Annotated in this window: 11 protein-coding genes; 6 read left to right on the forward strand and 5 right to left on the reverse strand. The window is 33.7% G+C overall.

Annotated elements, in window-relative coordinates; translation table 11 throughout:
* The first annotated feature begins 50 nt into the window (after window positions 1-50).
* Entirely contained in the window at window positions 51-1,478 is a 1,428-nt protein-coding gene (locus AC6CHK_RS04420; RefSeq protein WP_498093934.1) for a TonB-dependent receptor, read from the forward strand.
* Window positions 1,479-1,490: 12 nt separating this feature from the next.
* A complete protein-coding gene (locus AC6CHK_RS04425; RefSeq protein WP_498093936.1) occupies window positions 1,491-1,940 on the forward strand; it encodes an XrtF-associated fRMsr-like GAF protein in 450 nt (149 codons plus the stop codon).
* A 68-nt stretch (window positions 1,941-2,008) separates the two neighbouring features.
* Here the strand turns inward: AC6CHK_RS04425 and AC6CHK_RS04430 are convergent, their stop codons facing one another.
* From AC6CHK_RS04430 to AC6CHK_RS04440, 3 genes are all read right to left on the reverse strand, one after another.
* Window positions 2,009-2,746, reverse strand: coding sequence for an ABC transporter substrate-binding protein (locus AC6CHK_RS04430; protein WP_498093938.1), 738 nt, complete (start codon window positions 2,744-2,746; stop codon window positions 2,009-2,011).
* Window positions 2,747-2,768: 22 nt separating this feature from the next.
* Window positions 2,769-4,091, reverse strand: a complete 1,323-nt coding sequence (mgtE, locus tag AC6CHK_RS04435; protein WP_498093940.1) for a magnesium transporter — start codon at window positions 4,089-4,091, stop codon at window positions 2,769-2,771.
* Between the two features lie 81 nt (window positions 4,092-4,172).
* Window positions 4,173-4,727, reverse strand: coding sequence for a pyruvate decarboxylase (locus AC6CHK_RS04440; RefSeq protein WP_498093942.1), 555 nt, complete (start codon window positions 4,725-4,727; stop codon window positions 4,173-4,175).
* 173 nt (window positions 4,728-4,900) lie between these two features.
* Here AC6CHK_RS04440 and rpsO point away from each other — a divergent pair, with 173 nt between their 5' ends.
* The 4 genes from rpsO to AC6CHK_RS04460 all read left to right on the forward strand — a co-directional run bounded on the left by rpsO (window position 4,901) and on the right by AC6CHK_RS04460 (window position 9,831).
* Window positions 4,901-5,170 carry a 30S ribosomal protein S15 gene (gene rpsO / locus AC6CHK_RS04445; protein ID WP_498093944.1) on the forward strand — a complete coding sequence of 90 codons (270 nt, stop codon included), beginning with the start codon at window positions 4,901-4,903 and terminating at the stop codon, window positions 5,168-5,170.
* Window positions 5,171-5,320: 150 nt separating this feature from the next.
* A complete protein-coding gene (locus tag AC6CHK_RS04450; protein ID WP_498093946.1) occupies window positions 5,321-6,505 on the forward strand; it encodes an acyloxyacyl hydrolase in 1,185 nt (394 codons plus the stop codon).
* A gap of 147 nt (window positions 6,506-6,652) precedes the next feature.
* Window positions 6,653-8,854, forward strand: a complete 2,202-nt coding sequence (locus AC6CHK_RS04455; protein WP_498093948.1) for a polyribonucleotide nucleotidyltransferase — start codon at window positions 6,653-6,655, stop codon at window positions 8,852-8,854.
* 542 nt (window positions 8,855-9,396) lie between these two features.
* Complete coding sequence (locus AC6CHK_RS04460; protein ID WP_498093950.1) at window positions 9,397-9,831, forward strand: cold-shock protein; 435 nt, start codon at window positions 9,397-9,399, stop codon at window positions 9,829-9,831.
* Window positions 9,832-10,147: 316 nt separating this feature from the next.
* Here AC6CHK_RS04460 and AC6CHK_RS04465 read toward each other — a convergent pair whose 3' ends face one another.
* The gene (locus AC6CHK_RS04465) at window positions 10,148-10,870 is read right to left on the reverse strand and encodes a hypothetical protein (RefSeq protein WP_498093952.1); all 723 of its coding nucleotides are present in this window, start codon (window positions 10,868-10,870) and stop codon (window positions 10,148-10,150) included.
* Window positions 10,871-11,146: 276 nt separating this feature from the next.
* Entirely contained in the window at window positions 11,147-13,429 is a 2,283-nt protein-coding gene (locus tag AC6CHK_RS04470; RefSeq protein ID WP_498093954.1) for an nSTAND3 domain-containing NTPase, read from the reverse strand.
* Between the last annotated feature and the right edge of the window lie 91 nt (window positions 13,430-13,520).

The following is a 13,520-nucleotide window of genomic DNA, read 5'->3' on the forward strand; positions in this document are numbered from 1 at the left end:
TTTTGAGGTTGGTTTAATTTTGGTAAATTTACGAAAAATTTAATGTCCTAATGTATCAGAAACTAACTCCTAAACAAAAAGCATTAACAATTAATCTAGATCCTACTATTTATGGTACTTTCGCAGAAATTGGAGCAGGGCAGGAGACTGTACGGCATTTTTTTAGAGCAGGAGGAGCTTCCGGTACGATTGCTAAGGCGATGTCGGCTTATGACAAAGATTTTAGTGATGCCATTTACGGAAAAGAAGTCAAAAACAGGTATGTAACCCAAAACAGACTTCGCAAAATGCTTCGTTATGAAGTGGCACTTATTGAAGAAAGAATCTCAAGAGAAAACAGCCCCGACAGAAAGTTTTTCTCGTACGCAAATACGGTTACAACAATCAATTTTGATAAAACTGTAAAAGGTCACGGCTGGGTTGGAATTCGTTTTCAGGTGAAAGAAAATGAAGATTATAACGAAATTGTAATCCACGTTAAATTTAAAGAAAATGATGCCACTCTTCAGCAGGAAACTCTTGGAAATTTAGGGGTAAATCTTATTTTCGGAGCATTCACTTATTTTGATAATCCAAGAAGACTGATTGAATCTCTGTATGATGATGTAGCGACAGATAATCTTGAGATTGATATGATCGACTTTAGCGGGCCGGCTTTCGCGTATGTTGACAACAGGCTGATGTCTTTGCAGCTCGTGAAAAATAACATGACCGATGCAGTGATTTTCAATTCTGAAGGAAATAATATGCTTCCTGCAGACGTTTTATACAAGAAAAATATTTTTGCAGTAAGGGGAAGTTTCAGGCCCGTTACCAAAGTGAATATCGATATGCTTCAAAACGGGATGGATATGTTCCTCAAAGATGCGATCTGTACCGAAGAAGAAACCGAAGTTTTAATAGAAATCACGATTTCAAACCTTCGTGCGGACGGCGATATCGACGAGAGGGATTTTCTTGACAGAGTAGACGTTTTAGGTAAATTAGGATATACTGTAATCATTTCCAATTTCTCAGAATATTACAGGCTGATTGATTATTTTGCGCATTATACAAACGGAGATATCGGCGTTGCAATGGGCGTAAATAACTTGTTGATGGTATTTGATGAGAAATATTATAAAGATTTGTCCGGTGGAATCTTGGAAGCTTTTGGCAAATTTTTCAGAAACGGAATGAGGGTTTATCTTTATCCTTACAAAGATCCGGAAACGCACGAATTGCTCGATTCTTCGAATTTGAAAGTAGAAGAAAGCCTGAAAGAGCTTTACAAATATTTTAAGCTTAATAATCGTATTGTGGATATTAAAAACTACAATCCCGAATTTTTGGAAATTTATTCCCGCGAAATATTAAGAAAAATTGCATGCAATATCAGCGGTTGGGAAAATCAGTTGCCGGAAGGTGTTGCTGAAATGATAAAAGAAAGAGGAATGTTCGGTTACAAACAGGAGCTTTCCCTAAAACAATTTTCTTAAAAAAATAATATAATGACTGAATTAAAAAAAAGACTTTCTTTTATTCTTGAAAGTCCAAAACATAACACCGAAGAGAAACTTCAGAAAGTTTGCTCACTTTTGGATCAGGAAATATCCTATTTCAACTGGACCGGGTTTTATTTTAAAAATGGTGATAAAAATGAACTGAAATTGGGACCTTATGTTGGTGCTGAAACAGATCATACCATAATTCCTTACGGAAAAGGAATCTGCGGCCAGGTTGCGGTTTCCAATGAAACATTCATCGTTCCTGACGTTCATTTGCAGGACAATTATTTGAGCTGCTCAATTGATACAAAAGCAGAAATTGTAGTTCCTATTTTCAAAAATGGTGAAAATATCGGACAGATCGATATCGATTCGCATACGATTGATCCATTTACAAAAGAAGATTTAGAATTATTGGAATGGCTTTGTAATGAAGTTTCGAAGATTTTGTAATTACTTAATTTTATAAATTAAAATAGATATTCCGGCTTAGAAAAGTCGGAATTCTTATTGATAAAGATTTATTGTTTAAGTAAATGTATTTCAGAAAGTAATTCTTTGAAATAATTCTCACATTTCGCAATATGTGTTCCGTACCATGAAAAGGCTTCTCCGTCTACAATCATTATCTTCTTTTCAGGATAAAACTGCTTCAATTCTGCAATATGTTTTTCTTTAAAAGGAAATGGCTCCGAAGAAAGCATAATAATGTCTGCTGCAGCCAGATCTTCAGTTTTTATTTCAGGGTAACGGGTTTTGTTTTTAAATATATTTTCAAAGCCGATTTCAGATAAAATATGATGAATAAAAGTATCTGAACCCACCGTCATATAAGGATTTTTCCAGATTAAATAGGCTGTTTTTATTTTAGAATTAATTTTAGCTTGATTTAAAACTTCATAAATTTTAAGATTGAAAGCTTTTGCTTTTTCCTCTTTATTAAAAATATTGCCTAAAGTTTTCAGCAAATAATAATTGTCTTCAATAGTTTCAACATTGGTTACCACGACTTTGAAGTTTTGCATCAGCTCCTCAACCTGTTCTTTGGTATTTTCTTCTTTATTAGCTAAAATCAAATCCGGTTGCAGGCTTTTTATTTTTTCAATATTCAGATTTTTTGTACCGCCGATTATTTCAATGTTTTTTACTTTCCCTTTTGGATGAATACAGAATTTTGTCCTTCCGATCACTTCATTTTCCGTTAAACCCAAATCGAATAAAGCTTCTGTAATAGAAGGTACAAGAGAAATGACTTTCATGTTTTTTAGACTTTGCCTAAAATTACAAAAGTTTTCCGGTTAAGAAAAGTCCGGCAATTGTAAAATAAATAATTAAACCCGTCACGTCAACCAATGTTGCCACAAACGGAGCAGAAGAAGTAGCCGGATCCAGATTGAATTTTTTAAGAATAAAAGGAACCATTGATCCTGATAAAGTCCCCCAAAGTACAATCATGGCCAAAGACATGCCGGCGCTTATGGCTATAAAAAACCAGTAATCACCATAATCGAACCAGCCCATTTCATGCCAGATCATAATTCTGAAAAAACCGATAACTCCCAAAAATGTTCCTAAAACCAAACCCGTCACCAATTCCTTTTTCATTACTTTCCACCAGTCTTTTATGGTGATTTCCTGTAATGCCATCGCTCGGATAATTAAAGTTGCAGCTTGTGATCCGGAATTTCCACCACTTGAAATAATTAAAGGAATAAATAATGCTAAAACTACCGCTTTTTCGATTTCATTTTCATAAAAACCCATGACGGATGCTGTAATAAGCTGTAGAAAAAATAAAACAATAAGCCAAAGGCCTCTTTTTTTGATCATTTCAAACCAATGCGTCTGAATATAAGGATCGTCCAAAGCTTCAACACCGCCAAATTTTTGAATATCTTCGGTGTTTTGGGATTCAATTTGATCTAAAATATCATCAATTGTCACAATTCCCACCAAAACTCCGGCTTCGGTAATAATCGGAAGTGCCGTGCGGTCATATTTTTCAAAATAAGTAACGGCATCTTCTTTAGAAGTTGTGGTTTTGATGGCAACGAATTGATTGTCGGTTATTTCAGAAACTAAAGTATCTTCTTCCACCAATAATAAGCTTCCCAAAGCGATATCATCAATAAGACGGTTTTTTTCGTCAACTACATACAGATGATTCATGGTTTCAACTCTTTTCCCGACCTTTTTTATCTGCTGGAGACATCTTTTTATGGTCCATTCTTTTCGGATCTGGATATAATAAGGCGTCATCAAGCGGGCAATAGAATCTGAATCGTAGCCAAGAAGCTTCAATGCAATTCTCCTTTCCTGCGGATTAAGATGATTGATGGAATATTTAATAAGCTCGTCCGGAAAATCTTCAAAAAGAGAAGTTCTGTCATCGGGAGTCATTGCATTCAGGATCTCTGAAACATCGTCACTTCCGATACTTCTGATGGTTTCTTCCTGAAAATCGGGATCCAGATGCGAAAAAACTTCTGCCTTATATTCTTTCGGAACTTTCAGGAATGCCAATAACCTTTCATCAGCGCGTAGTTCACTGAGTCTTTCTGCAATATCGGCGGGGTTGAAGTTAAATTCATCTGTGTAATTCAAAACCTGAATTTTTGGATACGCAAAAATAATTCAAATTTTCAAGAAAAGAGAACGATAGCCTAAATTTAAAGATTTATTAAGTTAGAAGCCGATTTCAGAAGAAGGTTTTATTCGTCTTAATTCTTTAATAATACTTTTCATGGCGCCATTCGTACCTATTTTAATGGAATTTTCTGTAGAACCCAGAAGTCGCATGTTTTTGCGGTATGTGTCATAATCCGAAGAAGTGATAAGATTTCCTTCGGCATCAAAAAGCTTCATGCTTACAATGACCTGATTCGAAAAAACATATTTACCAATGCCAACTTTAAAATATTTTACCTTCGGAACAATCACAAAATCTGCATCATTATTTTTGCTGTATTCTGAAATAGTTTTGGAATCTATGCTGTCGAACGAAACCTGAACATCGGATCTGAGCATTTTATTTTTTCTGAATGCGCTCACATTATCCGAAACTGCGCTGAAAAAAGCCAGATTGGTGGGTTCCTTTATTTCTTCAATATCCGGCTCAACTTCCGGATTGAAATATAAAATCCTCTTTATATTATCAGTATTGTGTTTCTGTGCTTTTACAGAAGAAATACTGATTAATAAAACAGTGAGAATTTGCGTGTAAAGTAAAATTTTTTTCATCTTGATATCATTTGCAAAATTACTGTCTTTTAGTGGGATGGCATAATTTTATTAAGAAATTTTTAACATATTTTTCTATTAAATTTAATATATGGAATCGATAATGCTTTGTCTAATAAAAAAATAGTCGTACTTTTGCAGCCGTTACATAATAATCATTAAACAATATTGGAATGTACTTAACAACAGAAAAAAAAGCAGAAATTTTCTCAAAACATGGAAAATCTGCACAAGACACAGGGAGCGCTGAAGGTCAAGTTGCTCTTTTCACTTACAGAATCAACCATTTATCTCAGCATTTGAAAGCAAATCGTCACGATTTCAATACTGAAAGATCATTGGTAAAATTGGTAGGAAAAAGAAAAAGTTTATTAGATTATCTTAAGAAAAAAGATATTACAAGATACAGAGCAATTATTGCTGAACTTGGTTTAAGAAAATAATCTATCCGATTTTCAAAAAACAAAAGCAACTTCGAAAGAGGTTGCTTTTTTTATGTGATAAAGTTAAAATTAATCTTTTTTTATATTAATTAGATAAAATGTTAATGAAATATTTAAATTTGCCCTTTTAATTTTATAAAATCAATCGACTTGAAATATTTTTATCTATATATTTTATTTATATCAGGTTTTTGGAATGCTCAAGAAGCGGATTCAATATCCAAATCAAATTTTCAGGGAAGTGTAAACTTGCAATACGGCAAATTTTTGGGAACCAACGATTATCTTAAAACTCTTAAGCATAGAAATTTTATGGGCATTTCTGCCGAGCTTACGGTTCAAACGGACGGAAGCAAAGAATGGCACAAAAGATTTGGCAGGCCTTATTACGGAGGCGGGATTTTAGCTTTAAGCTTTCCCAATCATCGGGATATGGGAAGCCCGTTTGCTGTTTATGGTACATTTGGCGGAGCTATAACGGAAACAAAAACACATTCATGGAATTACGAAACAAGCGGTGGTTTTGCATTTAACTGGAATCGGTATAATTTGGAAAAAGGGTATGTAAATCCGACTTTAGGATCTTCGGTAAGCATTTACATTAATTTTGGAGTCAATTACAAATATTATTTGGGGAAACATTTTGATTTAGGCTTAGGAATGAACTTCAATCATTTTTCGAATGGAGCTTTAAGGCTTCCCAACAAAGGAATGAATATGTTTTCACCTAAACTGTCTTTAACGTATCATTTAAATGAAAGAGAGTTTCATCCGACAGATTCTTTATCTGCATTCGACAAATATTCTACATTGGATGTCAATGTTTTTGGTGGCGTAAGACATTCTATTTTTTTAGGTAAAGACGAAGGTTTTGAATATGAAGATGTCGATTTGGCTCAAAAATACAAAGGTACATACAGCCAGAATTGGGGTCTGGAAACGGTTTATCACAGACAAATAACGTATAAATCGTCTTTAGGACTTGGAATTGGTGTTTTATATGATGAAGATTACAATACCAGATTTTTTCAGGACAAGAATGGTGATATTCAATTTGAAAAAAGATTTAAAAATGACAATCTTCTGTTGAATATATTTCCATCTTACCGTCTTTCGATCTCGAAATTTTCAATTCATATCCAGCCGGGATTTTATATATTTAAAAAAGCGATAGACAGGCGTTACGATAAATCTATATTTTATCAAAGAGTAGGATTTCAATATACCGTTGCCAATCGTTTTTTGATAGGAATAGGATTGCGTGCTTATGATTTTCACAAAGCAGATTATATAGAATGGAGGCTCGGATACAGAATTTTCAATAAGAAAAATTAGTAATTATTTAAAAATAAAATGTAAAAGCTATCACGGTATAACTTTAAACGTTCTATTTAAAACAAAAACACTAAATTTGCAAACGAAAATTTAGACGAAATATAATTAATTAAAGCACTCAATACGGAGTGCAACACAAAAAAATTTATGAGTATACCTCAAGCAATTACAGAAACGATCATTCTTGCAGACGGCAGAGAGATCACAATCGAAACAGGAAAGCTGGCGAAACAAGCTGACGGTTCTGTTGTAGTAAAAATTGGCGGAACAATGCTTTTAGCAACTGTTGTAGCCAGCAAAGAAGCAAAAGATGGTGTAGATTTCTTACCATTGACAGTAGATTACAGAGAAAAATTCTACGCAGGTGGAAAAATCCCTGGAAACTTTTTTAGAAGAGAAGCCAGACCTTCAGATCAGGAAATCCTGACGATGCGTTTGGTGGACAGAGTTTTGAGACCATTATTCCCGGAAGATTTCCATGCGGAAGTTCAGGTGATGATTTCATTGATTTCTTATGACGGAAAATCTATTCCTGATGATTTAGCAGGTCTTGCAGCATCTGCAGCAATTGCCATTACAGACATTCCTTTCAACGGACCGATGTCTGAAGTAAGAGTGGTAAGAATTGACGGAAAGCTTTCTGTTAATCCAAATTATGAAGATCTTAAATTGGCTGACCTTGACATTATGGTGGGTGCAACTAAAGATTCTATCGTAATGGTGGAAGGTGAGATGAAGGAAATTTCTGAAGCAGAAATGCTTGAAGCAATCCAATTCGCTCACGTAGAAATCAAAAAACAAGTTGAAGCTCAGGAAAGATTAGCTGAAAAAGTAGGCAAATCTTTACCAAAAAGAGAATACAGCCACGAAAATCACGATGAAGCCATTCGTGAAAAAGTGTGGAAAGAAACTTACGATAAAGTATATGAAGTTGCAAAACAGCCTTCAGGAAAAGAAGAAAGACACGAAAAGTTCAAAGCAGTTTTTGATGAGTTTTTAGCGCAATATGTTGAAAACCCTGAAGAATTAGAAAGAGTAATTCCTTTCGCAAAAGTATATTACCATGATGTAGAGAAAGAAGCGATGCGTCAGATGATTCTGAATGATAAAATTCGTCTTGATGGTCGTGATCCTGAAACAATCCGCCCAATCTGGAGCGAAATTGATTATTTGCCGGGAGCTCATGGTTCTGCGATCTTTACAAGAGGTGAGACTCAGTCTTTAACGGCTGTAACTTTAGGCTCGGTAAAAGATGCGAACATGGTAGACAGCGTAATGGTAAATTACGACGAAAGATTCTTCTTGCATTATAACTTCCCACCGTTCTCAACGGGTGAAGCAAGGCCTTTAAGAGGAACTTCAAGAAGAGAAGTTGGTCACGGAAACCTGGCTCAAAGAGCTTTGGCAAATATGATTCCTGAAGAAAATCCTTACACGATCCGTATCGTTTCCGATATTTTGGAATCTAACGGTTCGTCTTCAATGGCGACTGTTTGTGCAGGAACTTTAGCTTTAATGGATGCAGGTATTCAGATTGCAAAGCCTGTTTCGGGAATTGCAATGGGATTGGTAACTGATATAAAGACAGGGAAATATACCGTGCTTTCCGATATTTTAGGAGATGAAGATCATTTAGGTGATATGGATTTTAAAGTAACCGGAACTGCAGACGGAATCACCGCTTGCCAGATGGATATTAAAATTCAGGGGCTTTCTATGGATATCATGGAAAAAGCACTTTTACAGGCTAAAGAAGGAAGAATTCATATTTTAAATAAAATCACTGAAACCATTGCTGCGCCAAGAGAAGATGTGAAACCACACGCTCCGAAAATGGTAATGATGGAAATTCCTAAAGAATTCATCGGAGCTGTAATCGGGCCTGGAGGAAAAATCATTCAGCAGATGCAGAAAGATACAGATACTGTGATTGCGATTGAAGAAGTTGGCGAAATCGGAAGAATCGAAATTTCCGGTGTGAGCAGAGACAAGATCAACGATGCGATTGCAAAAATTAACGAAATCACTTTTGTTCCGGTTGTAGGTGAAGTTTACAATGGAAAAGTAGTAAAAGTAATGGATTTCGGAGCTTTCGTAGCGATTGCAAAAGGTACGGAAGGTCTTCTTCATATTTCGGAAATCGAATGGAAGCGTTTAGACAAAGTTCCTTATAACGAAGGTGATGAAGTTGAGGTGAAGTTTATGGGTTACGATGATCGTAAAAAAATGAAGCTTTCAAGAAAAGTTTTATTGCCAAGACCGCCAAGACCTGAACCAAAGCCAAGAACGGATGTAAATCCTGAAGGTACAGATCAGCCTGGCGAGCACAAGCCTTTGAATGAAGCATAAGATCAATTCTTATTATATTAAATCCCTCAAATTGAGGGATTTTTTTATTAGTAAAAGATTAATTTATTTATAAAAGCAGAATACATTGCTTAAAACAGCAGAAATCTCTTTGCAGTTTTCGTTAACATTCTTGGTTCAAAATCAAATGTTTAAATAAATTCTCGCGTTTCGTTTCATTTTCGTATATTTGCATAATAATTATAAGAAGGTCTCTACTTTTCTTAAACAATAACAGTTTAGAATATTCATTTTCTCTCTCAGTTTTTACTGTTCTGGCTGCCGCACTTTATTTCTAAATGATGCCGGCAATTTGAATCACCATTACTGACACAACTAGAAAACCTTTTTACTCTTTCAGGAGGCAACATTGGTCTAAACAATCAAACGAAACTTCCCGGTAACAGATCTAAATTTTAAATTGACAATCTGAATGAAGCGGAACATAGAAAATACATTTCTATAATGATACATAATACCTTTTGGTGGATTAGTAAAATAAAACATCAAACGAAATAAGAATAACAATTAATATAAAATAATATATGGCGGATTCTTTCTCAAAAAAAGAAAACTTTAAGAAAAAATTACAGAAGCAAAAGGAAAAAGCGATACGTCGCGAAGACCGAAAAAACACCAATGACAAAGGGAAAAGTCTTGATGACATGATCATGTATGTAGATGCAAATGGTCAGTTAACAAGTACACCTCCTGATAACAGCAACAAAAGTGTCATTGATTTGGATAACATTCAGTTGGGTGCAGCTCCTATTCAGGCAGAAGATCCAATCAAGTCTGGTATCGTTACATTTTTCAGCGACAAAGGATACGGATTTATCACAGAAGATAACTCTAAAGAAAATGTATTCTTCCACAGCAACAACTGTGTGGATATCATTAAAAAAGGAAATAAAGTGTCTTTCGAAAAAGAAAGATCACCAAAAGGTTTCTCTGCAATCAATATTAAAATCATCAGATAGTTTTTTAAACTATATATAAAACAAACCGCTTCAGCAATGAGGCGGTTTTCTTTTTTCTAGATCAGGATATTTCGGAGTGAGAATGTAATTTCAGGATGTGGAAATATGGTTTCACAATTCAAGAATATAATTCTACAATGCAGGAGTATAGTTCGACATTGCAAGAATATGATTCTACAACGAAAGAATATTAATTTGCATCGTGCCAATGTGAAATAACATCACAAAAAAATAAAGTTACATTACACGAATGTAACTTTACAGTGCAAGAATATTGAATTACTGTGTTTCAACATTCTTTTGAACACAAAAAACATTATTTTCTATTCGTAAATTCTATTGCTGAAACGTTTGTATACTCAGGAGATGTTGCCCCGTAGAGGCTTTTTACATACTTTTTGATGTTCTGGGCGATGGTGTACAAACCTGTATCGTCTGCATATAAAATTTTGTCTCTTTCTATCAATTTGGTATTGAGTTCGGCTTCTGTCTGGTCGACAGCTTGGGTAGCAGCCATTAATGAAGCGTGATACGTTGTGAGATTGTTTAATTTTAAATCTTCTTCATTGGGATTATAGCCCGGAAGAGTTGCCAATAACTGTAAAAGAATCCCAAAATTCTCAGCCTGTTGCGTAAAGGACTGGCGGGAAGTGGAAGCTGTTTTGGGTACTTCTTTGCCTTCCTCGGGTGGAGTAGTGCTTTTCTTTGAGCCGCCCTGAATTGCGCGGTTTAAGGATTTGGCCTGGTCTAGTGTTCCTTGTGGTAATCCTAAAATATCCAGCAAGTTGATGATTCTGGTACAGGTTGGTTTTAAATTTTCGAAGGCTGTCTGACGTGCAACAATGGTGTTTTTGTTGGCATACCGTTTTTCTTCAACTTCGCTTACTTTAGCATTAGCACTGGCGTAAAGTGCCTGAAGACTTGCTACGGTAAGGTTTTCAACCGGCGGATTGTAAAGGCTGTAAACGGTAATTTGTTGTGTTATTTTTTGCAGGTTTGCCACATTTTTGGCGTGACCTACTTCTGAAGTACTTGACATAACATTTGTGTTTTTGATTAGTTATTCAAATGTAGAATTTATTTTTAATAAAATGATTTTTTTTAGTAAAATATCTTAATAATAAATACATTTTATTAAATATTATAATTTGAAAAGCCTGGCTTGGAGGTTGGAGGTTGGGGGTTTGTTGGTTTGTGGTGAGTACAAGCGGGACGCTTGGGCCAGCGGTGGGAAAAATACAAATAATTTTTATAAATCAATATTACCGGATCTATCAGATGCTGCGGCTATTTAGTTTCGATGGTTTAAAGCAAGTTATCTTTCAAATATTGCATCTATATCATCATGATACATATGGACATCATAATCTCCTTGAGTATTATCATCATAAAATGGTTCATAGTTGTCAATGAAAGTGGATGCTAAATAATCTAAATTAATCTCAGACATTACATCAGCAATTTTCAAATCAATTTTCTGTATAGTTGAAGAATTGAAAGTATCTAAACTAGCTTCTAATTTTTCGCGTATTTCTAACTCTAAATCTTTTAAGTCAATATCAAAATCAACATATCCATCCTCGTAAAAATTTTCAATTAGATGATTAGTGTAATCAATTTCTAAATCATCGTCTGAAACCATCAGCTCTAGGAGTTGCACCGTTTGATTTTTTACCTCAGTCAGAAGTAAATAATCGTTTATATTATATTTATCAATAAAATCAAATAAATATCTTAAAGTTTCTATATCTATTTGTTCTTCTATAAAACCAGCTAAAAATGAATAATTTGTAATTCGTACGCTTGCAAATTCTTGCAATAGAAAAAGAAGTTCAAACAATCTTGTTCCTTCTGGAGAGTCAGCGCGTATTATCGTTTTAATTAAAATTTCAATTCTTCTGTTAGTCTCTATATTTAAAACTTCACTGTAAGAAAGTAAGATTAAAAAATCCCAATTCTCTTCTTTCATTTTTTTCTCAAAAAAATAATCAAATAGATTTTCACGAATACTCGCTGAACATTGAGCATCGATTTTTTTATATGAAATAATATTATTGAAATACTGTATTGAAGTATCGGTTTCTAATGATTTCAGAATATTAGAAATCAATTCACTTTCATTACTATATGCGCTAAGAACAAAATCTGCTATTGATGGATTGAAGAGAACATATTCATAATCAAGTTCTTTAATCTGATTTCTATTTAATAATGATTTCGTAACTAATTTGCGAACTGCTTCAAAGCTTTTGTCAGTATAATCACCAACTATCACGGTCTGAAAATTAAGAAATTTATTGTAAGATAATCTTAGATCTTTTTCTGAGATTTTCCCATTATTAAATACAACCAAAAAAGTTAATGCACGAACACAATCGTCATTCTGATTTTGAAAATAATCTGCCCAAATATCTTCAGGTTCATCTAAACTTTTTTTAATGTATTCCCAATATTTATCTGGTTCTACGCTTCCTACTCTAATATTATCGGTTATAAATTCTATTATCCGTGGATTGAAATTTCGATGCTTTACGATTTGTTTATATTTTTTATCATGATAAATTTCGTCTAGATATTCTTTTTTTAATTTCGAATGATGTATGTGATTGTATAAAATTTGAGCTTTGTCCAAATCTGTCAAATTTGCTACTTTAAGTAAAAACTCATTATGTCGAATGTTTAAATTTTGAAATTGATGACTAACGTGATATGCTTTATTTAAAATGCTTGTCCTTGATGTCAGTATAAATTTTTTTGAATTGTCTCGACGAACTCTGTTAATAAACTTTACAATGTGAGAATCTCTTTTGTTGTTTACTGCATCGAATAAGTTGCTTCCTAAAAAATCATCACAGTAAAATAATATCTTCTTTTTTTCTTTTTCTCGAAAAATATTTTCAGCTTCGCTAAAATCCTCTTCGATATCACAAAATTCATATCCTTTAGCGATGTAGTAAAGTGCTAGATTGTCAGCTAAAGTTGTTTTTCCAATACCCGGTTCACCAGTCATAATCACAACGTTATTTTCAGCTAAAAGTTTCATTCCTTTGTTGTGATTTTCTGTGATTGCATATTTAAGGGTTTTTTCTTCTAAATCACGAACCGTGCTGGCGCTTCTACCTTTAATAGCATTGTTGTAGACAATATTTAAAACGTTTGCACTTGTAATCCATAGCTTTAAATTTTTTTCAACAATATCTTGATTTTCATCGTTTAATAAGAATTTATTTAAATCCTCATAACCAAAAATGTCATCATCTCTTTTTATATATGGTTGAAATATTTCTTTAATTTCTTTCTTATTTACTCTTGATAATTTTTGAGACGTTATAAAAATATATTTTGCAGGATTTATTTTTCTTACTTTTTCTAATTCTTCAAATTTCAAGATTGAAATTAACTTTTTGTAAGGCGTTTCAATATAATGTTTACACTGAATTATTCCTTCTTTGTTAGATCCAATCCAAAACCTCCCGTCTATCCCCTCATCTCGACCGGCTTTAAAAATTTCAACTCTTTTTTGTGTGATCTTCTCTATGATTGAAGCCCCTAACTCTTCAAATTCTCTCGGATTTAATTTTGAGAAATCATATCCCATTTTTTATTTTATTAGAATTCAAAGGTAATTTATTTTAGCAATTAAAGTTTTGAATTTGATAAATCAATAATATTACTGACAATTTTATTTT

Source organism: Chryseobacterium sp. GQ58 (assembly GCF_059758895.1).